Origin of the sequence: Halopenitus salinus, assembly GCF_042662125.1 — an archaeon.
Taxonomy (GTDB): Archaea; Halobacteriota; Halobacteria; order Halobacteriales; family Haloferacaceae; genus Halopenitus; species Halopenitus salinus.
This window is the reverse complement of sequence record NZ_JBHSXL010000008.1, coordinates 29,957-50,852: the sequence shown is the minus strand read 5'-3', so window position 1 is coordinate 50,852 and position 20,896 is coordinate 29,957. Positions and strand designations below refer to the sequence as shown.

Annotated in this window: 20 protein-coding genes and 1 pseudogene; 10 read left to right on the top strand and 11 right to left on the bottom strand. The window is 68.9% G+C overall.

Features of this window, described 5'->3' with window-relative positions:
- Nucleotides 1-32: 32 nt before the first annotated feature.
- A complete protein-coding gene (gene infB / locus ACFQE9_RS08535) occupies nucleotides 33-1,826 on the bottom strand; it encodes a translation initiation factor IF-2 (RefSeq protein ID WP_379743242.1) in 1,794 nt (597 codons plus the stop codon).
- A gap of 189 nt (nucleotides 1,827-2,015) precedes the next feature.
- Between infB and ACFQE9_RS08530 the strand changes: the two genes are divergently transcribed.
- Nucleotides 2,016-2,261 (top strand): PRC-barrel domain-containing protein, encoded by a 246-nt coding sequence (locus ACFQE9_RS08530; protein WP_379743239.1) that lies wholly within the window; start codon nucleotides 2,016-2,018, stop codon nucleotides 2,259-2,261.
- The gene (locus ACFQE9_RS08525; protein ID WP_379743236.1) at nucleotides 2,261-2,719 is read left to right on the top strand and encodes an NOB1 family endonuclease; all 459 of its coding nucleotides are present in this window, start codon (nucleotides 2,261-2,263) and stop codon (nucleotides 2,717-2,719) included. Before ACFQE9_RS08530 ends, ACFQE9_RS08525 begins: the two co-directional genes overlap by 1 nt.
- Before the next feature lie 33 nt (nucleotides 2,720-2,752).
- Here the strand turns inward: ACFQE9_RS08525 and ACFQE9_RS08520 are convergent, their stop codons facing one another.
- Nucleotides 2,753-4,966 carry an ATP-dependent DNA helicase gene (locus ACFQE9_RS08520; protein ID WP_379743233.1) on the bottom strand — a complete coding sequence of 738 codons (2,214 nt, stop codon included), beginning with the start codon at nucleotides 4,964-4,966 and terminating at the stop codon, nucleotides 2,753-2,755.
- Nucleotides 4,967-5,110: 144 nt separating this feature from the next.
- Between ACFQE9_RS08520 and upp the strand changes: the two genes are divergently transcribed.
- Together upp and ACFQE9_RS08510 are read left to right on the top strand one after the other, a co-directional pair.
- The gene (upp, locus tag ACFQE9_RS08515; RefSeq protein WP_379743230.1) at nucleotides 5,111-5,788 is read left to right on the top strand and encodes a uracil phosphoribosyltransferase; all 678 of its coding nucleotides are present in this window, start codon (nucleotides 5,111-5,113) and stop codon (nucleotides 5,786-5,788) included.
- Between the two features lie 132 nt (nucleotides 5,789-5,920).
- The gene (locus ACFQE9_RS08510) at nucleotides 5,921-6,145 is read left to right on the top strand and encodes a DUF7569 family protein (protein ID WP_379743227.1); all 225 of its coding nucleotides are present in this window, start codon (nucleotides 5,921-5,923) and stop codon (nucleotides 6,143-6,145) included.
- Nucleotides 6,146-6,353: 208 nt separating this feature from the next.
- On the opposite strand, the gene ACFQE9_RS08505 is transcribed toward ACFQE9_RS08510, so the two are convergent.
- From ACFQE9_RS08505 to htpX, 4 genes are read right to left on the bottom strand one after another with little or no spacing between them, the layout of a single operon-like run.
- Complete coding sequence (locus ACFQE9_RS08505; RefSeq protein ID WP_379743224.1) at nucleotides 6,354-6,986, bottom strand: IMPACT family protein; 633 nt, start codon at nucleotides 6,984-6,986, stop codon at nucleotides 6,354-6,356.
- Between the two features lie 6 nt (nucleotides 6,987-6,992).
- Complete coding sequence (locus ACFQE9_RS08500; protein ID WP_379743221.1) at nucleotides 6,993-7,442, bottom strand: hypothetical protein; 450 nt, start codon at nucleotides 7,440-7,442, stop codon at nucleotides 6,993-6,995.
- 5 nt (nucleotides 7,443-7,447) lie between these two features.
- Entirely contained in the window at nucleotides 7,448-8,053 is a 606-nt protein-coding gene (pspAB, locus tag ACFQE9_RS08495) for a PspA-associated protein PspAB (protein ID WP_379743217.1), read from the bottom strand.
- A 41-nt stretch (nucleotides 8,054-8,094) separates the two neighbouring features.
- Nucleotides 8,095-8,967 carry a zinc metalloprotease HtpX gene (gene htpX / locus ACFQE9_RS08490; RefSeq protein ID WP_379743214.1) on the bottom strand — a complete coding sequence of 291 codons (873 nt, stop codon included), beginning with the start codon at nucleotides 8,965-8,967 and terminating at the stop codon, nucleotides 8,095-8,097.
- A gap of 105 nt (nucleotides 8,968-9,072) precedes the next feature.
- On the opposite strand from htpX, the gene lipA reads away from it, so the two are divergent.
- From lipA to lpdA, 4 genes are all read left to right on the top strand, one after another.
- The gene (gene lipA, locus ACFQE9_RS08485) at nucleotides 9,073-10,014 is read left to right on the top strand and encodes a lipoyl synthase (protein ID WP_379743211.1); all 942 of its coding nucleotides are present in this window, start codon (nucleotides 9,073-9,075) and stop codon (nucleotides 10,012-10,014) included.
- A 181-nt stretch (nucleotides 10,015-10,195) separates the two neighbouring features.
- The gene (locus tag ACFQE9_RS08480; protein WP_379743208.1) at nucleotides 10,196-11,260 is read left to right on the top strand and encodes an alpha-ketoacid dehydrogenase subunit beta; all 1,065 of its coding nucleotides are present in this window, start codon (nucleotides 10,196-10,198) and stop codon (nucleotides 11,258-11,260) included.
- Between the two features lie 19 nt (nucleotides 11,261-11,279).
- On the top strand, nucleotides 11,280-12,911 hold the full coding sequence (locus tag ACFQE9_RS08475) for a dihydrolipoamide acetyltransferase family protein (RefSeq protein WP_379743205.1): 1,632 nt from the start codon (nucleotides 11,280-11,282) through the stop codon (nucleotides 12,909-12,911).
- A gap of 24 nt (nucleotides 12,912-12,935) precedes the next feature.
- The gene (gene lpdA, locus ACFQE9_RS08470) at nucleotides 12,936-14,432 is read left to right on the top strand and encodes a dihydrolipoyl dehydrogenase (RefSeq protein ID WP_379743202.1); all 1,497 of its coding nucleotides are present in this window, start codon (nucleotides 12,936-12,938) and stop codon (nucleotides 14,430-14,432) included.
- 37 nt (nucleotides 14,433-14,469) lie between these two features.
- Here the strand turns inward: lpdA and ACFQE9_RS08465 are convergent, their stop codons facing one another.
- Nucleotides 14,470-15,069 (bottom strand): hypothetical protein, encoded by a 600-nt coding sequence (locus ACFQE9_RS08465; RefSeq protein ID WP_379743200.1) that lies wholly within the window; start codon nucleotides 15,067-15,069, stop codon nucleotides 14,470-14,472.
- 149 nt (nucleotides 15,070-15,218) lie between these two features.
- Between ACFQE9_RS08465 and glmM the strand changes: the two genes are divergently transcribed.
- Nucleotides 15,219-16,577 carry a phosphoglucosamine mutase gene (glmM, locus tag ACFQE9_RS08460; protein ID WP_379743197.1) on the top strand — a complete coding sequence of 453 codons (1,359 nt, stop codon included), beginning with the start codon at nucleotides 15,219-15,221 and terminating at the stop codon, nucleotides 16,575-16,577.
- Between the two features lies 1 nt (nucleotide 16,578).
- On the opposite strand, the gene ACFQE9_RS08455 is transcribed toward glmM, so the two are convergent.
- From ACFQE9_RS08455 to ACFQE9_RS08445, 3 genes and pseudogenes are all read right to left on the bottom strand, one after another.
- Complete coding sequence (locus ACFQE9_RS08455; RefSeq protein ID WP_379743193.1) at nucleotides 16,579-17,778, bottom strand: DUF7118 family protein; 1,200 nt, start codon at nucleotides 17,776-17,778, stop codon at nucleotides 16,579-16,581.
- 27 nt (nucleotides 17,779-17,805) lie between these two features.
- Entirely contained in the window at nucleotides 17,806-18,195 is a 390-nt protein-coding gene (gene hisI / locus ACFQE9_RS08450) for a phosphoribosyl-AMP cyclohydrolase (protein ID WP_379743190.1), read from the bottom strand.
- A 158-nt stretch (nucleotides 18,196-18,353) separates the two neighbouring features.
- Nucleotides 18,354-18,824: pseudogene (locus tag ACFQE9_RS08445) on the bottom strand (cupin domain-containing protein); the annotation flags it as partial.
- Nucleotides 18,825-18,939: 115 nt separating this feature from the next.
- Between ACFQE9_RS08445 and ACFQE9_RS08440 the strand changes: the two are divergent.
- Nucleotides 18,940-19,779 (top strand): COG1361 family protein, encoded by an 840-nt coding sequence (locus ACFQE9_RS08440; RefSeq protein WP_379743187.1) that lies wholly within the window; start codon nucleotides 18,940-18,942, stop codon nucleotides 19,777-19,779.
- Between the two features lie 42 nt (nucleotides 19,780-19,821).
- On the opposite strand, the gene ACFQE9_RS08435 is transcribed toward ACFQE9_RS08440, so the two are convergent.
- Nucleotides 19,822-20,877: a prepilin peptidase gene (locus ACFQE9_RS08435; protein ID WP_379743184.1), complete on the bottom strand. Its 1,056-nt coding sequence runs from the start codon at nucleotides 20,875-20,877 to the stop codon at nucleotides 19,822-19,824.
- Nucleotides 20,878-20,896: the final 19 nt, after the last annotated feature.

Below are 20,896 nucleotides of genomic sequence, written 5' to 3'. Positions count from 1 at the left end.
GAACCCCCTCGATCGAACGAGACGGTCCCGTTCTACTTGCCCCAAAAGGGGTCCCTGCTCCGGCGTTTGTCGAGGTAGCCGTGAAGCGCCTCGAGTTCGTCCGCCGGAATCTCGTCCGAGAGCTCCTGTTCGAGGATCTTCGCGTGCTTTTCGGGTAGCTCCGTCCAGAGCACGTCGCCCTCCTCGATCTGTCGGCCCACGGTGGGCCCGTCGATGGCGACGCTCACGCGCTCGCCCGCCCGCGCCTCCTCGACGTCCTCGCCCTGGTTTTGGATCCCCGACAGCTGGCCGATCCGATCCGGCTCGCCGTTTCCGAACTCCACGACGTGACGGTTGTTCTGGAGGGTCCCCGCGAGCACCTCGACGCCGACGACGGCGGGGTCGTTCTGTCTGAAGGTGTGGTCCGGAAGCAGCCGAAAGCGCGCCGGACGCACGATCTTGTCGAGCACCGTCTCCTGTTTCGAGCGCTCGCGCTCCTCGACGAACGTCTCGTACTCCTCTATCAGCTGGTAGATGACGTCGTCCGAGAACAGCTTGACGTCGGCCGCCTCCAGCTCGTCGCGGGCGCTCGCGAGGAGATCGACGTTGAAGCCGAGGATCGCCTTGTGCTCCTCCTGGTTGGCCGTCTCCGCGATCGCGACGTCCCGCGGCGCGATGTCGCCGACCTCCGCGCGCATGATCGGGATCTCCGCCTCCTCGAGCGCGCTCGCCATGGCCTCGAGGGACCCGAGCGTATCGGCTTTGATCACGACGCCGTCCTCTCCGGTCTCGACGTCGATCTCCTCGAGTTCCGCCTTCACCTCGGCGACGACGTCGTCGACGTCCCGGTCCCGGACCACGCGGACCGGGGCGCCGGCCATGGCGTCCTCGAGTCCCGGAGCCGCGATCTTCACGCCCGCGGCCGCGGCGACCTCCTCGACCCGCTCGAACTGCTTTTCGGTGCGGATCTCCGCGAGCGGCTTCGGCTGCAACAGCGCCCGAATGTCCGTGACGATGGGCTCGTTCTGTCCGCCGATGACGACCCGATCGTTCGTGCGGATCACCCCGTCGTAGATCACGGCGTCGACGGTCGCGCCGAACCCGCGCTCCTCTTTGACCTCGAGGACCGTCCCGACGCCCGGCCCCGCGACGTCGATCGCCATCTCCTCGCGCATGAACCGCTGGGAGAGGCCCATCAACACGGTGAGAAGGTCGGGGATTCCCTCGCCGGTCATCGCGGAGACGGGAACGACCCCGATGTTCTTCTGGAAGTCCTGAACCCGCCAGTAGAGATCGGCGGAGAAGCCGGCATCGGAGAGCTCGCCGATGAGCGAGTAGAGGTTCTCGTCGAGTCTCGACCGTGCCCGCTCGGATTGGGCCTCGTAGGTCACCTGGGTCGGCCGCCCCTCGTTCGGGTTCCACCCGGGCGTGGTGTCGATCTTGTTGGCGGCGACGACGAACGGCGTCCCGGTCCGCCGAAGGATGTCGATCGCCTCCTCGGTCTGCGGCTGGAAGCCGTCGTTGACGTCGACGACGAGCACCGCGATGTCCGCGAGCGCCCCGCCACGCGCGCGAAGCGTCGAAAACGAGTGGTGTCCGGGCGTGTCGATGAACAGGAGGCCGGGGAGATCGAAGTCCTCGGGCTGGACCAGCTCGCCGGCCATCGAGGAGATCGTCGAAAGCGGGATGTCCGTCGCGCCGATGTGTTGGGTGATCGCGCCCGCCTCGCCCTCGCTCACGGCGGAGCCGCGTATCTTGTCGAGCAGGCTCGTCTTTCCGTGGTCGACGTGGCCGAGCACGGCGACGATCGGCGTTCGAAGGGTGTCGGGATGTGTATCGTCGGTCATGAGAATCGCCCCGAGAAGGCCGGTATATCGTCTTCGAGTCGGGGACGCCAGTTAAGTGTTTCAAAACGTCGAGGAGCCACGAACTCCGTCCTCGCGGGTCCTATCGCACCGCGTCGATCCGCGCCGCGCGTTCGTCGGCCGTCTGACGCCCCCGTGGCGTTTAAGGTGGACGGCCGGGTTCCTTCGAACATGGTCGAAATCCTCGCGGAGAACCTCTCCGGCAAGGCGGTCATGGGCTCGGACGGCACCGAACTCGGCGACCTCTACAACATCACGATGGATCTGAAGACGGGCGAGCTCAAACACCTGCTCGTCTCGCCGCACGAACAGCTCGATCCGAGCCGCAGCGGCTTCTCCACCGACGAACGAGGCCGCCTCGAGGTGCCGGTCGGAGCCGTCCAGGCGGTGAAGGACTACATCGTCGTTTCGCGCTGATGCAGGTCCTCGACTCCTCCGCGTTCATCCACGAATACCGCACGGAGGAACCGACCGCGTCGGTCCCCGAGGTCCACGAGGAGCTCTCGGGCGGCCACGCGCTCCGGTTCGACGCGATGGAGGGATCGGGCATGCACGTCCACGTCCCCGCCGACGACGCGATCCGCCGCGTCCGACGGGCCGCCCGCGAGTCGGGCGACGCCGACGTCCTCTCCGAGACCGACGTCCGCCTCGTCGCCTCCGCCTTCGAGCTCGACGCCACCCTCGTCACCGACGATTACGCGATGCAGAACGTCGCCGAACGGCTCGACGTGGCGGTGAACCCCATCGACCGTGAGGGGATCACCGAGGAACGCGAGTGGCTCTTTCAGTGTGCGGGCTGTGGTCGCACCTTCGATGACGAGGCCGATCGCTGTCCGGTCTGTGGGAGCGATCTGACACGAAAGAACCCGAGCTGATCGCGCTCGTGGGGCGATTCGAGGGGTCCGCGTTCACGGCTCCGGCGGAGATCCCCCGTAGGCGTCGTGGTCCCCGTAGAAGTTCAACATCCCGAACTTCACCTTCTCGGGCGATACGTCGATCAGCTCCTCGCGCTCCTCCGGCGGGAACCGCCCCCGGACCGAGTACTTGCCCATGTCCGCGCTCGTGTAGCGTCGGTCCGCGAGGATCCGCACGCCGAAATCGTCGGGTCCTCGAACCACCCGTCCGAGCGCCTGCCGGGTCTTGCGGACCGTCGGCACCTCGACGGCGTAGGTCCACCCCGGATCGCGTCCGGGCGAGGCGTCCGCGAACGCGCGGTCGTAGGCCTCCTGGACGGCCTCCATTCGGTCGTCGAGGTGGGGATACGGCACGCCGATCACGATCGCCGTCCGGGCGTCGCCGTCGTCGAAGCTGACGCCCTCGGCGAGCGTCCCCCAAAGCGAGGTGAAAATCGCGGCGTTCTCGCTCCCGACGAGCCGTCGTCTCAGCTCCTCCGCGTCCTCCCCGGGGCGATCGAGCAACAGGGTCCCGAGCGGGTCGTCTCCCGTTGACTCCGGGTCGGTCGGCCCTCCGTCCATCCCGCTTTGGAGCCGTTGGTGGTACCGCTCCGCCTCCGAGTACGACGGGAAGAACGCGAGCGTGTTCCCCGGGGTAAACCGGATCGCGTCGCGAAGTAGGTTCGCGATCGTCTCTTGAACCTCCGAATCCGACCGATCCGCGGCGAAAAGGGGCGGCGTGTCCACCGCGTAGGTCAGTCGGTTCTCCTCGGGATACCCCATTCCGTAGGCCATCGTGGCGACGTCCTCTAAGCCGAGCACCTCCGAGGTGACCTCGAAGGGGCGAAGCGTCGCGCTCATCAACACGGAGGAGGCGACCTCCTCGAACAGCTCGCTCGTCACGTCCCGCGGGATGCAGGTGTACAGCTCCGCGCGCCCGTAGACCTCCTCCGTGGTCTCGTTGCGTCGGACGGAGACGACCGGATACTGGCCGAGTTCGGTCCCCTCCTTCATCCACGTGGCGACGAACCGCGCGGCCTGTAACGTCTGTGACTCCCTGCGCGTCGTGGTCTCGCCCTCGCGATACTGCCGGTCGTACTCCTCCTCGAGGGCGCGCCCCAGCTGGACGGCGAGTTCGGCCTCGACGTCGATCCCGCGTCCCTCATAGCGGTTCAAGAACGCGAGCGTGAGGTCGTCGCGCCGGTCGTCGTTGTCGATCGGGACGTCCTCCCAACGGTCGCCGACGGTCGCCGCGGCCCCGTAGCCGAACGACTCCTCGTAGGTCTCCACGAGCGCCTCGTTGAACGCCGACAGCACGTTCTCCGCCGCCTCCGCTCTGGAGTCGTCCACCTCCTCGAGCTCGTCGAGCGCCGATTCGAGGGTGTTCTCCGTGAGCGTCCGCGTCGCGTGCTCGCGTGCGGCGTCCTCGACGTTGTGCGCCTCGTCGAACACCGTGAGGATCTCGCTCGGCTCCCGGTCGATCCACCGGAAGAACTGCTCTCTGATCGTCGGATCCAGCAGATGGTGGTAGTTGCAGACGACCAGATCCACCCCCTCCATGCCCTCCTTCAGGAGCTCGTAGCCGCACAGCCCCCGCTCGTCGGCGTACTCGTAGACCTCCTCCGGAGTGCGAACGTCCTCGAAGAGCCACTCGAAGAACGCGTCCGTATCGCGCGTGAGGTTCGCGTGATAGCGGTCACAGACGTTCGACGACTCGACCTCCTCGAGTTCCGATTCGACCTCCTCGAGCTCCTCCATCACGGCTTCGCGTGCCGCCGCCGCGTCGTCGTTCCCCTCGCGGCTCTCCGCGAGCAGCTCCTGCTGGCGTCGCTCGAGTTCGGCCCTGTCGGATTCGCTCTCGACGAGCGAGCGCGTCGCGTCCCGAAGCGTCTGGCACTCCCGGTAGTCGACGTCGATGTGGCACATCGACGACTTCCCCTTGAACACGACCGCCCGGATCGGCTCGGTTCGGGTGATCGCCCGCGCGTCCTCGACGAACTGGCGCATCTGCTGGTGGACGTTGGTCGTGATGACCACGGTCCGATCGTGTTCGCGCGCATACTCGAGGGCGGGCACGAGCGCGGAGAGGGTCTTTCCGGTCCCCGGCGCGCCCTCGAAGAGCACGTCCTGGCCGCGCGAGAGCGCGTTCGCTATCCGATCCATCGCCTCGCGCTGGTTCGGATAGGGCTCCTCGTAGGGGAAGAACCGCAGGTACGCCGGGTCTGACACGTTCCCGGGTTGGTCGTCATCGAGTAAAAGGGGTCGGGTGCCTCGGCGGAAGTGGTTCGACGCCGACAAACACGTCCGGCTCTCGGTCTCCCCGGGAGCGTGAAACCGGGTCGTTAAAGATTCGGCGGGCGGAAATCGCCGACGATGACGATCGAAGACCGCGATGACGCCTACCTCATCACGCACGCGTTGGCGAAGGACACCCTCTCGCGGCTCCGGGACGTCGAGACCGAACAGGTCGCCTTCCGGAAGGGGCTCGTCAAGCTCGGCCGCATCTGCGGGTACGAGATCATCGACGGCGCCATGGAGACGGAGTACGTCCCGGTACACACCCCGCTCGCCGAGACGACGGGCGAGCGCGTGAAGGGCCTCGACGACGTCGTGATCATCAACGTCCTGCGCGCCGCGACCCCCTTCGTCGAGGGGCTGTTGAAGGCGTTCCCGCGGGCGAAACAGGGCGTCATCTCGGCCGGCCGCGACGAGGAGGCCGGAATGAACGACGACGGCGAGTTCCCGATCACGATCGACTACGTCAAGCTCCCGGAGATCACCGAACGCGACACCGTCATCGTCGCCGACCCGATGCTCGCGACCGGCTCGACGATGTCCGCGGTCCTCGACCACGTCCTCAGCGAGGCCGACGGGTTCGAGAACCTGTTCGTCCTCTCGGCCGTCTCCGCCCCCGACGGGCTCGTTCGCGTCGGCGAGGCGGTCCCCCAGGCCGACCTCCTCACCGTCGCCATCGACGACCGGCTCGACGAGGACGGCTTCATCGTCCCCGGCCTCGGCGATGCGGGCGACAGGGCGTTCCGAACGACGTGACCGCCGTTTCGAACGACGTGACCACCGTTCGACGTGATTCATCGATCGCCCTGAACGGTCGGTCTTCATCCCGCGGTTGCTGAGTCCCGATCCCTCCTCCCCTTTTAAGTCGAAGCCGGTCGAGGTGCCGGTATGAGCGACACGGAGGCCGACGCCCCCTGTAGCGCCTGCGGGGACCCGACGCCGGACGCGCTCTCGCGAACCGTCCGATTGAGCGTGGACCGGGCGAACATCGACACACAGCGGCTCTGTCCGGACTGCTTCGCCGAATGGATCGCACGTTACCAACGCGAGATGGAGACGGAGACGGATCCCGTGGATGGCGGCGGTGATCACTCGGACATCATCGTCGACTGATCGGCGGCTCGGCGACGCCTTTCCGCCGGAGGTTTATCACCGATCGCGACCCAGCCGCCGCGTGTCCTGAGACCTCCCCCGCGGCGAACGAGGCGGGTGCGTGATACACCGCCGCGGGAACGATTTGGACGACGACGTGTCGCCCCGACGTATCACCTGCTCGCCATCGCTTCCCGCGAAATCCTGACTCCGTCGCGATCGTGATCGGTTACTCCCCGATCTCGATGCGCCCGCTCGTCGCGCTTCGCAGGCGGTCCTCGAGCTCCTCGGCGTCGTCGATCGGCACTCGAACCTCGAAGGAGACGTCCTCGCCGTAGGTCGCCTCGAAGTCGGCACCGGTCGACTCGAGGATCCCGCGAACCGTCCCGGAGTCGTCGTAGACGCACTCCAGGTCCAGTTCCCGAGCGGGCTCCTCCTCGATCACGCCCGCGGCCTCGATCGCCTCCTTCGTCGCTCGCGAGTAGGCCCGAACGAGCCCGCCGACCCCGAGGTTCGTCCCGCCGTAATAGCGAGTCACTACCACGACGGCGTTGCGGATCTCCTCCCCCTGGAGCACGTTCAAGCAGGGCTTTCCGGCGGAGCCGCTCGGCTCCCCGTCGTCGCTCGCGTACTCGCGAAGCATCGCCTCGCTCTCGGGCGAACCCCTGTCCGAGGAATCGTCCGGAACGCGATATGCCGGCACGTTGTGCGTTGCGTCCGCGAACTCCGCCTCGATGGTCTCGACGAACGCTTCCGCGTCCTCGACGGAGGCGGCCGGTGAGGCGTGGCCGATGAACTCCGATCCGCGGACCTCGAAGGCGGAACGCGCCCGTCCGGCGACCGTCCGGTACGGTTCGACCATCGTCGGCTATCCCTCCCGCCTCCCCTCGCGTCGACGCTCGAGGGCGACCCGCGTCGGCGGCGCCAGCCGGTAGAGCGCCGCGAACGCCAGGACGCCGACGATCTCGGCGAGTTTGGAGACGATCGCGTACGGGTCGGCGAGGAACGCCTCGACCGGTGCCGACCGATGCCACACGAGAAACCCGAGCAGGAACGTCGAGAGCGTTCCGGCACCGAGCGCGTACAGCCGCCGGTACTCGCCGCCGCGGAACGTGGCCACGGCGATCGCGAGCGTGAACGCCGCCGCGAGCACGAATATCGGTGCTCGTTGACCGTCTCCGCTCCGGAGCCGCGGCCACGCCCACAGCACGTGGGCCGCCGCCGAGAGCAGGCTCGCCTGGATCGCGACGAGTCGGAGCGCGCGTTTTCGCCCCGACCGTTCGATCCCCCCTCGTCCCGTCGAGTCGTCGTCGGTCACGCACGTCACTCCCACGGATGACGTCCCGGCGCGTCCGGCCACAACGGGTACCAGTAGGACTCGTCGTCCTCGACGCCGAGTTCGCCCTCGAGCACCGACCGGAGCTTGAACTCGACGCGCTCGTCGCGGTCGTGGTCTCCGTCCGGGACGAACGGGTAGTAGCTCCCGCGTCGGAACGAGTAGATCCAGTAGGCGCGCCGCTCCTCGTTCTCGAACCCGAAGACTGCGGCGAGTAGCCGCGATCCGAACCCGGATTCGACGAACGTATCGGCGGCGAAGTGAACGCTCGTCACCAGGTCCTCCGGATCCTCGTCCTCGAGGACGAACCACCGGTACCCGTGTTCGTCTGCGTGCTGGTGGTACCCGGTTCCGGTCTCGTCCTCGCCGGCGCCGAGGATCGCCTCGACCTCCTCGACGGCGTCGCCGAAGGCGGTCGAGTCGACGTCGGAGAAACAAAGCGCCGCCTCCCCGACGTGGTCGTACCCGAGGTCCGCCTGCATCGTCATGTACGCGGTCGACATGCCGAAGAGGTCCTCCGGATCGGCCTCCCGGGTCGCGTCCGATTCCGCGTTCGTGCCGAGGACCGACCGGATCGTCTCGAAGAGTCCCATCTACTGACCGTGGATTCGTGCCCCGGGGATTAGGGCCTTTCTCACGCCGTTTCCATCTCGCGTTCGAGCTCGCGGAGCCGCTCGACGCGTCGCTCGGTCGGGGGGTGGGTGCTCGCCAGCTTGCCGATGATGCCGGACCGGATCGGGATGATGAAGAACGCGTTCATCTCGGCCTCCTGCCGGAGGTCCTCCTTGGGAACGCGATCCATCCGACCGTCGATCGAGAGGAGGGCGGACGCGAGTGCGCTCGGGTTCCCGGTGATGCTCGCGGCCCCCCGGTCCGCGGCGAACTCGCGGTACCGCGAGAGCGCGCGGATCAGCAGGAACGAGACGACCCAGATGACGAGCGAGACGGCGATCGCCACCCACACAGGTGGGGCGTTTCGGTCGTTGCCGCCGAAGAGCCATCCCCACCGCACGACGAAGAAGGCGATGGTCGAGAGGAACGACGCGATGGTCATCACCATCACGTCGCGGTTCTTGACGTGTGCGAGCTCGTGGGCGATCACGCCCTCCAGCTCCTCCTGTGAGAGGGTGTTCGTGAGCCCGGTCGTGACACAGACCGTCGCGTTCCGCTGGTTGCGTCCGGTCGCGAACGCGTTCGGAACCTGCGTGTCGGCGATCGCCACGGCCGGCTTCGGGAGGTCCGCCTGTTGGCTCAATCGTTCGATCGTCCGGTGGAGTTCCGGCGCCTCCTCCGGCTCGACGGTTCGAGCGCCCATGCTCCTGAGCGCGAGCTTGTCGCTGTAGTAGTACTGGATGAACGAGAACGCGCCCATGAAGACGATCGCTCCGCCCATGCTGATCATCCCCGTCTCGAGCAGGAACGCGATGAAGACGAGATAGAGGGCGAAAAGCAGGAACATGGTCAACGCCATCCTGCCTCTCAGACCCCAGTCGGTGCTCCACTGCATACCCGCGGATAATCGTCGCAGGTGGTAAAGGTTGCCGAAGCCGGGAGCCCCCACCGCCTCCGCACCGACCCGCACGCTTTTGGCGGCTCCGGCCCAGGATCGACCATGAGCAGTAGGCGGCGCAAACCGGACTGGCTCAAGATGCGGCCGCCCGCCGGGAGACGGTTCACGGAGATCCGATCGACGCTTCGCGACCGGAACCTCAACACGGTCTGTGAGGAGGCGAACTGTCCCAACCTCGGCGAATGCTGGTCGGGCCGCGACGGACCCGGTACGGCCACGTTCATGTTGATGGGCGACCGCTGTTCTCGCGGCTGCAACTTCTGTGACGTCGAGACCGGCGGGATGGAGCCCCTCGATCCGGAGGAGCCGGCGAACGTCGCCGAGGCAGTCGCGGAGATCGGTCTCGAGTACGTGGTCCTCACGTCGGTCGATCGCGACGATCTGGAGGACGGTGGATCGGCACACTTCGCCGAGACGATCCGGGCGATCAAGGAACGCGACCCGGGAATCCTCGTGGAGGTACTCATCCCCGACTTCGGCGGCGATCCCGACGCGATCGACCGGATCGTCGAGGCGGGACCGGACGTCATCGCCCACAACGTCGAGACCGTCGAACGCCTCCAGTGGCCGGTTCGCGACCGCCGGGCGAACTACGAGCAGTCGCTTCGCGTGCTCGAGCGCGTGAATCGAACCTCCGAGATCCACACCAAGACCAGTCTGATGCTCGGGCTCGGCGAGTACGACCACGAGGTCTACCGGGTGCTCTCGGACCTGCGTGAGATCGGCGTCGACGTCGTCACCTTCGGCCAGTACCTCCGCCCCTCCCGATCCCATCTCGCCGTCTTCGAGTACGTCCATCCGGACGTCTTCGAGACGTGGCGACGCGTCGCCGAGGAGGAGTTCGGATTCCTCTACTGTGCTTCGGGCCCCATGGTTCGGTCCTCCTACAAGGCGGGCGAGCTGTTCGTCGACGCGCTCGTACGCGAGGGGCGCTCCGTCGAGGAGGCACGCCGCCGGGCACGGGCGGCCGCCGGCGGGAGTTGAACTCGGATCTCCTTCGACCGTCCCTGCCGCCGTTTCGTATCGTCGATCCCGACGAAAACCCTAATACTCGGGCGTCGGTGTCTTCGTCCATGGGACGGTGGACGCGACCCGCGACCCGCACCGATCCGACGGGGCTGACCCGCGCCGACGGGCAGCCGTCGCCGTCGAAACGGAGGCCTCGATGAGCGATCCGGCGGCGACGGAGGCGGACGAGCACGACTCCGATCGTCCCGGAAGCGACGCGACCGACGGCGCCGACTCGTCGCGCGATCTCACGATCGTCCAGGCCGTCAGGGAGGGGCTCGAGGCCGAGCTCGAACGCGACGAGGACGTCCTCGTGTTGGGCGAGGACGTCGGGACGAACGGCGGCGTCTTCCGGGCGACCGAGGGGCTCATGGCGGAGTTCGGCGAGGACCGCGTCGTCGACACCCCGCTCGCGGAGTCGGCGATCGTCGGCGCGTCGGTCGGCATGGCGTCGATGGGGCTCGCTCCGGTCCCGGAGATCCAGTTCTCGGGGTTCATCTATCCCGCCTTCGACCAGATCGTCTCACACCTCGCGCGGTTCCGAACGCGAACCCAGGGGCGGATGCCGCTTCGGGTCACCCTGCGGGCCCCCTACGGCGGCGGCATTCGCGCGCCCGAACACCACTCGGAGTCGAAGGAGGCGTTCTACGTCCACGAGCCCGGCCTGAAGGTCGTCGTCCCCTCGACCCCCCGCGACACCAAGGGACTGTTGATCGCGTCGATCCGCGATCCCGACCCGGTCGTCTTCCTGGAGCCGAAGCTCATCTACCGGGCCTTTCGCGGCCCCGTTCCCGAGGAGCCGTACACGGTCCCCCTCGGCGAGGCCGCGAGGAGACGGGAGGGCGAGGACGTCGCCGTCTACACCTGGGGCGCGATGACCCGGCCGACGCTCGCGGCGGCGGAGACCCTCGCCGAAGAGGGGATCTCCTGTGAGGTCCTCGACCTCCGGACGCTCTCGCCGCTCGATCGCGAGGCGATCGTGGATGCGTTCGAACGGACCGGCCGCGCGGCGGTCGTCCAGGAGGCGCCCCGGACCGGCGGACTCGCCAGCGAGATCGCGGCCATCCTCCAGGAGGAGGCGCTGTTGTATCAGGAGGCGCCGATCGGTCGGGTGACCGGCTTCGACGTACCCTATCCCCAGTACGCCAAGGAGGACTACTACCTGCCGAACGAGGCGCGCATCGCCGAGGGCATCCGTGAGGTCGCGGGGTTTGAGCCATGACCGTCGCGGGGCGTCGACCATGACCGTCGAGGAGTTCTCCCTTCCCGACGTCGGCGAGGGGATCGCGGAGGGTGAGATCGTGAGCTGGCTCGTCGAACCCGGCGAGGCCGTCCGCGAGGATCAGCCGATCGCTGAGGTCGAGACCGACAAGGCCCTCGTTGAGGTCCCCTCACCCTACACGGGGACGGTGCGCGAGCTGCACGTCGAGGAGGGCGCGGTCGTCCCGGTCGGGACGGTGATCGTCACGATCGAGGTTCCGGACGAGGAGAGATCCGTCGGCTCCTCGCCCCCCGTGGACGACGGGGAACCGCCGGGGGATGACGGAGGGGCGTCAGCGGACGGCGAGGAACCACCCGATGGTGAAGCGGAGCCGCCAACGGATTCGGCTTCCTCGAGCGGCCGGACGTTCGCTCCGCCCTCCGTCCGCCGCCTCGCCCGCGAACTCGGCGTCGATCTCGATGGCGTCTCCGGGTCCGGCGTCGGCGGTCGCATCACCGAACCGGACGTTCGCGAACACGCGGAGGACGACGGGGACGATGGGGACGACTCCAAACGCGAATCGCCGTCCTCCCGTGTCGAGATGGCCGGTGACGGTCCCGAATCCGGCGTCTCCGGCGCCCGCGAGCGAACCCTCGCCGTGCCGGCGACCCGGCGTCTCGCCCGCGAACTCGGCGTCGACCTCGAGGTCGTCCCGACCGATCGGACCCGCGACGGGGAAGCCCTCGTCACCGCCGAACAGGTTCGCGAGTACGCGGCCGCCCCCGACGCGCGCGAGCGCGCCGACGCGAGTTCGGAGCGATCCGAGGCGTCCGGTCGCTCGACATCGACGACGTCGGAGGGACGCCACGAGGAGACGACCCCCTACCGCGGCGTTCGCCGGGCGACCGGCGAGCGGATGCAGCGATCCAAGTTCACGGCCCCGCACGTCAGCCATCACGACACGGCCGAGGTGACCGCGCTCGTCGAGGCGCGCGATCGGCTCCGGTCGAGGGCGGACGAGCGTGGGATCCGGCTCACCTACCTCCCCTTCGTCATCAAGGCGGTCATCGCGGGGCTCGAGGAGTATCCGATCCTCAACTCGGAGCTTCGAACCGTCGGGGAGGACCCCTCCGATGACGCGGGTTCGGGCGACGCCGAGATCGTGACGAAGCGGTACTACGACGTCGGGATCGCGGTCGAGACGGACGACGGGCTCCTCGTTCCGGTCGTCGAGGACGCCGACGAGTTGGGGCTCTTCGAGCTGGCGGAGACGCTTTCGGATCTCATCGAGCGTGCCCGCGCCCGCGAGTGCTCCCCCGAGGAGCTTCGCGGAAGCACGTTCACGATCACGAACTTCGGGGCCATCGGCGGGGAGTACGCGACCCCGATAATCAATCCGCCCGAGACGGCGATCCTCGGGCTCGGTGCGATCGAACACCGGCCGGTCGCCGAGCCCGCCGAGGAACTCGGCGGCGCGCGAGCCGGTGGAGCGGCATCGGTATCCGAAGGTGGGGGAGCGGACCCGGCGAACGGCCATCGGGTCGTCGCTCGTCCGACTCTCCCGCTTTCGCTCTCGATCGACCACCGCGTGATCGACGGCGCGGTCGCCGCGCGGTTTATGAACACGGTGCGGGCGCATCTGGAGGACCCGATGCTCCTGCTCGCGGAGTAACACGGTATCACGGAACACACAATCATGGTAGTAGGAGACGTCTCGACGGGAACGGAGGTATTGGTCATCGGCGGTGGACCGGGCGGCTACGTCGCCGCCATCCGCGCCGCACAACACGGGCTCGACGTCACGCTCTGCGAGCGGGACGCCTACGGCGGCGCGTGTCTCAACCGCGGGTGTATCCCCTCGAAGGCGCTCATCACGGCGACGGACGTGGCCCACGAGGCCGGCTCCGCCGAACACATGGGCGTTCACGCCGACCCGGCGATCGACTTCGAGGGGATGCAGTCGTGGAAGTCGGGCGTCGTCGGACAGCTGACCGGCGGCGTCGAGAAGCTCTGTAAGGCGAACGGCGTGAACCTCGTGGAGGGGACCGCCACCTTCGTCGACGAGCACACGGCCCGAATCGCCCACGGCGGCGAGGGGCGCGGCTCGGAGTCGATCGAGTTCGAACACGCGATCATCGCAACCGGATCGCGACCGATCGAGATCCCCGGCTTCTCCTTCGGCGACGACCCGGTGTGGTCCTCGAAGGAGGCGCTCGCGGCCGAGACCGTCCCCGATCGGCTCGTGGTCGTCGGCGGCGGCTACATCGGGATGGAACTCGCGACCGTCTACGCCAAGCTGGGCAGCGAGGTGACCGTCCTCGAGATGCTCGATGAGATCCTCCTGCCCTACGGCGAGGACGTCACGCGCGTCGTCGAACGCCGCGCCGCGGACCTCGGCATCGAGATCCGGACCGGCGAGGGGGCGACCGGCTGGTCGAACGCCGCGGACGGCGGGATCCTGATCGAGACGGAGCCGCCGGCGGACAACGACGGTGAGGATGTCGATGCCGACGACTCCGGATCGGACGACGCCGGCGATCAGGCGACGGACGACGCCGGTTCGAGCTACCACGCCGACAGGGTGCTCGTCGCCGTCGGCCGCGGACCGGTCTCGGACACCCTCGATCTCGAGAACCTCGGCCTCGAGACGGACGACCGCGGATTCATCGAGACGGACGACCGGGCGCGGACCGACCTCGATCACGTCTTCGCCGTCGGCGACGTCGCCGGCGACCCGATGCTCGCGCACGCGGCCTCCAGGGAGGGGATCGTCGCGGCCGAGACGATCGCGGGCGAGCCAGCCGCGCTCGACCACCAGGCCGTCCCGGCGGCGGTCTTCACCGACCCGGAGATCGCGACCGTCGGGCTGACGCCCTCGGAGGCCGAGGCGGAGGGCTTCGATCCGGCGGTCGGGGAGATGCCGTTCAACGCCTCCGGGCGGGCGCTCACGACCGGCCACACCGACGGGTTCGTTCGGATCGTCGCGGACGAGGAGACCGGCTTCGTCCTCGGCGGCCAGATCGTCGGCCCGGAGGCCTCGGAGCTGATCGCGGAGGTCACGCTCGCGGTCGAGATGGGCGCGACCGTAGAGGACGTCGCGGCGACGATCCACACGCACCCGACGCTCGCGGAGGCCGTGATGGAGGCCGCGGAGAACGTTCGGGATCAGGCGATCCACACGCTGAATCGGTGATCTGACGCCTCTCGGCGGTCTCCTTTCGCATCGGCGATCAACCGATCAGCTCGAACTGCCGGCCGATCGCCGTCTCACCGGGGAGGCCCCAGTAGACGAACCGGTGTTGGCCGATCCCCAGTTCGGGACAGACCGTCAGATCCGCGGTCGAAAGCGTGTCGGCGACGGACTCCTCGCGAAGCGTGATCGACCAGGTGTATCCGCCGCCGGAACCGACCGTCTTCGTCTCGTCGGGATAGGTGACGGCGCTCCCGTCGGTCGTCCCACGGACGTCGCGCCAGCCCGAGGCGGTCTCACGCTGGATGGCGAGATGGTCGCTGCTGGCGATCTCGACGTCGACGCCCTGATCGAGACAGCGAAGGACGACCCGCAGATCGCTCCCGTACGTCTTTTCGGTCCCCTGTGCGGCGAGTTCGAACCGGACGTCTTCTGCGGTGTAGGCGCTGACGTAGCTCATTCCCTCCTCGGAGAACCGCTGGTCCAGCCGCCGGAACCCCTCCTCCTCGCACTGCAGGTCGTCGATGTCGCCCGAGGGCCCCTGCGGCCCCTCGCCGGCCGCGAAGTCGAGACACCCCGAGACGCCGAGGGTACCGGCGGTTCCCACGCTCGCGAGCAGGTCCCGTCGTGACAGCTCCATGTCGAGGGTATCGGGCGCAGTCGTATGAACGTCCCGACGTTCGATCGGGCGTGGCCCCGTCCTGGCCGATTCGGCGTGGATCGCGTTCGTCGGACGGCGTGGGTCGCGTCCTTCGGAACGGCTTTCCCACCCGCCACCCTGGTCGGCGTATGAAGCTCTTCGGCTCCAGCGGCGTCCGCGGCGTCGCGCTCGATGACCTCTCGCCGGAGTTCGCCATGCGGATCGCGAAGGCCGCGGGGACGGTCTGGGGGACGGACCGGGTCGCCGTCGCCCGTGACACGCGGACCACGGGGGAGCTGCTCTCGAACGCGGTCGCCGCGGGGCTCGCGGCGGTCGGCCGCGACGTCGATCGCCTCGGCGTCGTCCCGACGCCCGCGGTCGGGCGGTACTGCGAGGAACACGGGATCCCCTGCGTGCTCGTCACCGCCTCGCACAACCCGCCCCAGTTCAACGGCATCAAGCTCGTCGGTGCCGACGGCGTCGAGTTGACGGTGGACGCGCTCTCGCGCGTCGAAGAGCTGGTTCTCGAGGAGTCGTTCGCCGACGCCGACCCCCTCTCGGCCGGTTCGACCCGCGAGATCGACGGGGTCGCGGACGCGTACGTCGAGTCCGTCGTCTCCGCCGTCGACCGGGAGGCGATCGTCGACGCCGAGTTGACCGTCGCCGTCGATCCGGGCCACGGGGCAGGGTCGGTCGCCAATCCCGAGGTGTTCCGCCGGCTCGGCTGTTCGGTTCGCACGGTCAACGCCCAGCCGGACGGTCGCTTTCCCGGCCGGCTTCCCGAGCCCGTCCCGGACCACCTCGACGACCTCCGGCGGCTGGTTCGGACGACGGACGCCGATTTGGGGATCGCCCACGACGGCGACGCCGACCGGGCGGTCTTCGTCGACGAGACCGGGACGTACATCGAGGGGGACGCCTCCCTCGCCGCGCTCGCGGCCGACGCGCTCTCGCCCGGCGACGCGGTCGTCTCCGCGGTCAACGCCTCCAAGCGGCTCGTTGACGTCTGTGAGGACGTCGGCGCAGACCTCGAGTTGACGCCCATCGGGGCGACCCACATCATCACCCGCGTTCGCGAGCTGGAGGCCGAAGGTCGGCGCGTCCCGATCGCGGGCGAGGGCAACGGCGGCGTCTTCTTCCCGGAGTACCGCCTCTCGCGCGACGGCGCCTTCATCGCGGCGCGCTTCCTCGAACTCCTCGCGGACGGGGCGACCGCGAGCGAGGTCGTGGCGCCGTACGCGGACTACCACAACGTCCGGTCCGGGCTCGAGTACGGCTCGACGGCCGAACGCGACCGGCTGCTCGCCGCCGCCGAGGACTATGCGCGCGCGGCCGACGCGGCGCTCGACACCACCGACGGCTATCGCCTCGACCACGACGACGGGTGGGTGCTCGTTCGGCCCTCGGGGACCGAGCCCAAGATCCGCGTCTACGCCGAGGCGCGCTCGGACGACCGTGCGAGCGAACTCGCCGCCGATCTGATCGACGCGCTTGAGGACGCCCGCTAGCTCACTCCTCCGTCTCCGCGATCACCGACTCGAGGAGGTCGAGGACGTCACGCGCCGTCGTCAGGCGGTCGTGGATCACACCGGAGACGAGAAGCGACAGCTCCTCGTCGTCGAGTTCGGCACGGACGGTCGCGGCCTCCCGCAGCGACTCGTACTCCTCGGACCGCGTCAGGTCGTCGACCGCGCGCAACAGCGCCACCGTCTCCTCGTCGGCGAACCGGGAGACGATCGGGGTGAGCTCCTTGATCCGGTAACGGAGCTCCTCGGCCGGCTTCGGGGGGCACTCGACCCTGAACGGCTCGCCGTCGAGCCGGTCGATCCACGTCCGGTGGACCGCGACCGCGGTCCGGAGCGCGCCGGGGTCCTCGACGTAGTGGTCGAGCTTCGAGGGCGAGTAGTCCGCGTACTCCAGAAGCGTCCGGAGCGGCTCCTCCCCGGCGGCGTGCTCCGCGACGTACTCCCGCAGGTCCGCGGGCGGTCGGTCGACCTCGACGAGCGGATAGCGCTCCGCGGTCTCGAGGACGTCGAAGACCTCCCGCGCGCTCTCGGCTTTCAGAAGCGTCTCGAAGTCCTCCTCGACGGCCTCGTTGTACGCCTCGATCGGCTCCTCCAGCTCCTCGACCGGCGCGTCGAGGTCGACGTCGGCGTGTTCCTCGATCCGCTCGAGCTCAGAGACGTGCTCTGCGAGCTCGTCGCGCGCCTCCCGCGCGTCGTGTCTCGCTCGCCGGTACGCGTCGATCGCCTCGTCGCGTCGCTCGAGCAGGTCGACGTACTCCCCCGCCGGCTCGAGCGCCTCGCGTGCGGCCTCGAAGTCCTCCGTCGAGAGCCGCCGTTTGTCGGCCGCCTCGTCGGCCGCCTCGAAGGCGTCGCCCGCGGGCACGTCCTCGTCCACGTTCGTCGCCGCGTCGAACTCGCTTTCGAACCGGACGTACGACTCGAAGTCGCCGGTTCCCGTCGCGTCCTCCTCGTATCGGTCGAGCACCCGGATCGCGGTCCGATACCCGTCCGCGGCCGCCTCGACGCGTTCGCGTCCGATCTCCTCGATCCGGTCCTCGATGGCGTGGCGCTCGTCGTAGCGCTCGCGCAGCTCGGCGGCGGCGCGGGCTGCCCTCGTCACCGCCTCGTCCGCCTCCCCGACCGCGGGTTCGCCCGGCTCGACGTGGGTCCCCTCGTCCTCGTCCGCCGCTCGCGAGTCCGTCATCTCACTCCGCCTCCCGGGTACGCATCGTCAGTACACCTCGTCGGGCTCGAAGACCCGTTCGCCGACGTGCTCGCCGTCGATCGTCCGGTGGAAACACGACCGGTGGCCGGTGTGGCAGGCGCCGCCCGTCTGGTCGACGAGGTACAAAAGCGTGTCCTCGTCGCAGTCCACCCGCACCTCCTCGATCGACTGGACGTGTCCGGAGGTCCCGCCCTTGTGCCACAGCTCCTCGCGCGAGCGGGAGTAGTAGTGGGCCTCGCCCGTCTCGAGGGTCCGGTCGAGCGCCTCTGGCGAGACGTACGCGAGCATCAACACCTCCCCGGAGTCCGCGTCCTGGGCGATCGCGGGGACGAGACCGTCCTCGCCGAAGTCGACGTCGACTTCGGCCTCCTCGATCCCGCTTTCGGATTCGCTCATACGACACTCGAGGCGGACCGGTCGAATAGGCCTTTTGGGGTCCGCGGCCGTGTTCACTCCACCGTTCCGGAATCGGCGTCGGGATCGGATCCGGTGTCGGCATCGGGGTCGGGGTCGGAATCTGCGTCCGCATCGGGAGCGTCTCCGCTCGCAACGTCCTCCCAGTAGTCCACGCCGTCGTCGATCGCGTAGTACCCGTGTAGCGACCGCGAATCGCGCCCGCCGGGCGGCGATCCGACGTAGACGCCGAAGTTCCCGGAATCGGGATACACGGTCACGCCCGGGTCCTCCATCGTCGAGACCATCAGGTATCGAAGCGTTTCCTCGGAGTCGTTGATCACGCGATGTGCGCCCGCCTCGTTCGCCGGAAACGCGACGTAGTCGCCGGCCTCTATCGGGTACGTTTCCCCCGCGAGCCGAAGCGATCCGGACCCCGAGAGCACGTACATCGCCTCCTCGTTCGCGGCGTGGTAGTGGTACGGCCACGAGCGGGATCCGGCGGGCAGCTCGTAGAGGCCACAGCCGATCCGCTCGCCGTCGCCGGCCTCGCCGAGCTGCTTGCGGCGGAACCTCGCCTCCCCGTGCTCCTCGGCGTCCCACTCGAGTTCGGATTCGTTGACGGGACCCATGGGCCGACCTGGGTCGGCGACGCCATAGCCGTTGTGGCGCTTCGTCGCCCGGATGACTCAAACGCCCCTTTGTGCCAATTGTGGTGTTTTCACGGACGGACGCGTAGCCGGGACCATGACCGCCTCCCGACGTCGCTTCCTGGCCGGGCTCTGTCCCGTCGCCTTCGCATCGCTCGGCGGGTGTCTCGGAAGCGTCGGTCGCTTCGGCGACGGAAGCGGGAGCGAGGACGGGGAGAACGGCGGCGTCACGGTCCACGACGTGACGGTTCGTCCCGCGGTCGTCGCGCTCGACTCGCCGGACTCCTACGGCGTCTACGGCGACCGGAACGAACAGTACCTGATCGCCGACGTCGAGACCGCCGACCCCGGGGCGTATCCCGCGGACGGGTTCGCGATCGGGACTCCGGACGGGACGCACCCGGCGACCGCCGGGATCGGGGAGGACCCGTGGTCGCTGCCCGGATTCGGCGACGCCTACGGCCTTCCCGAGTCGGATCCGGCGGCGCGTGGATGGATCGCCGTCCCGCTCTCCAAGCCGCTGTCCGGGGCCGAGGACGCCCGACTCGTCCGTCCCGACGGCGAGCACGCGCTCCCCGAGGCGGCACGTGCTCGACTCGTCCGGCCGCCGACCGACTTCGAGGTCTCCTTCGAGGCTCCCGAGTCCGTCTCGATCGGCGGGACCGTCACGGCGCGGGTGACGGTCTCGAACGTCGGGGACGTCGACGGGACCTTCGTCGCCGCCCTCAACCGCCGGGGGCCGCGGATCGCGTACGCTCCCGCGGAGGCGATCGCGATCTCGGTGCCGGCCGGTGAGATCGCCGTCCGGAAGTTCGAGTTCCCCGTCTCCGATCCGGAGATCGCGGACCTGGAGGACCCGAGCATGCGACTCGACCTCCGGTGGCGCGACGGCGACCGCACCCGCGAGACGACCATCGAGGCCGGCGGCTCCGCCTGACGGGCGGGTATCGCCCGATGATCGGTCCGCCTGCGGTCGGCCTCACACCAGCCCGATCGCTCGCAGGAACGCGAACAACGCGTCGCCGTAGGTGAGAGAGACGACGAGCCCGAGGAACATCGGCACCACGAACGGCATTCCCGGGGAGACCCAGACGCGGTCCCGGTCGGGCTCACAGACCGTCTCGAGCCCCTCACGGAGCGTCCCGGGATCCGTTCCGTAGGCGGATCCCTCGATCGACGCGAGAAACCGCTCCGCCGCCCAGGGATCCGGGTCCGGCTCCGGGTTCATGTCCGGATTTGGCTCCGGCTCCGAGTCCGGCTCCGACTCCGGCTTCGGCTCTGACCCCGGCTTCTCTGGACCCTCGCCGCCGTCGGTCGCCGGCTCCAGATGCGTGCCGCCGTCGGTCGGATCGAACGTCTCGTCGACGGTTTCCGGGTCACGATAGCGGTCGGGCTCCTCGAGAACCGCCGCGAGCGTCAGGCCGCGCCAGCGGAGGTACATCCGGAGCGCGTCGAGGTCGAGCCCGCGCCGCGTGTATCCCTCGCGCGTCTCGAAGAGCCGGCCATGCAGGTCGGGGAGGCGCTCGACGTCGACCGGCCGGGCGAGGAACATCGCGGCCGAGAACCGCCCCCGAAGCGCGTTGTAGACGCCGAGCCCGATCGGGTAACAGACGCCGATCAGGACGGTGTTCGTGAGGACGGTCAACGAGAACACGCCGACGTGCGTCTCGACCGCCGGAAGCGCCGGGATCCCGGCGACCGGCAGGACGTAGCTCGGGTAGGTCGGGAGGACGATCGCGATCGCGGCCAGCGCCTTGGCGTCGGCGCCGCCGAAGCCGCCGACGTACCAGAACCCGATCCCGAGCGGCGCGACGAAGAGCAGGCTGATCGCGATCCTGACGAGAAACAGCCGCCCGTCGAGCCCCGAGAGCGGCCACCGGAGCGCACTCTCCCAGAGGAGACAGACCGCTCCGAGGGCATAAAGCGGCGGCCAGATCCGGTTCGGGAGCCGGCGCGTCCGGACGTCGCGAAGCGCCGCCCACGCGAGGACCGGCACGATGGCCAACCGCAGCAGGTCGGGTGCCGTCGCGTACATACCTCATCGGTACCGCCGA